Source organism: Aquirufa aurantiipilula (assembly GCF_019923745.1).
GTDB lineage: Bacteria > Bacteroidota > Bacteroidia > Cytophagales > Spirosomataceae > Aquirufa > Aquirufa aurantiipilula.
The window spans coordinates 1-255 of record NZ_JAANOG010000060.1 but is presented as its reverse complement, the minus strand read 5'-3'; the positions used below and the strand labels follow the sequence as shown (position 1 = coordinate 255).

Annotated in this window: 1 rRNA gene; it reads right to left on the bottom strand. The window is 44.3% G+C overall.

Annotated features, from left to right (window positions below):
* Window positions 1-255 (bottom strand): 23S ribosomal RNA (locus tag G9H60_RS13770); the annotation flags it as partial.

The window sequence follows — 255 nt, the reverse complement described above, 5'->3', positions numbered from 1 at the left end:
GTTAATTTGCCGAGTTCCTTAGCCGTGATTCACTCGAGCGCCTTAGAATATTCTTCTCGACCACCTGTGTCGGTTTACGGTACGGGTTACTTATTAGTTATACACGCCTAGACTTTTCTTGGAAGATTACTCGCTACACTCGTTTTGGCATTGCTGCCGCCTCTCAAAGACACTATTCCGTCAGTATCTGGTAACCCATTCTCTCCGTCATCTATTTGCCCAATAAGTAAGTACAGGAATATTAACCTGTTGTGC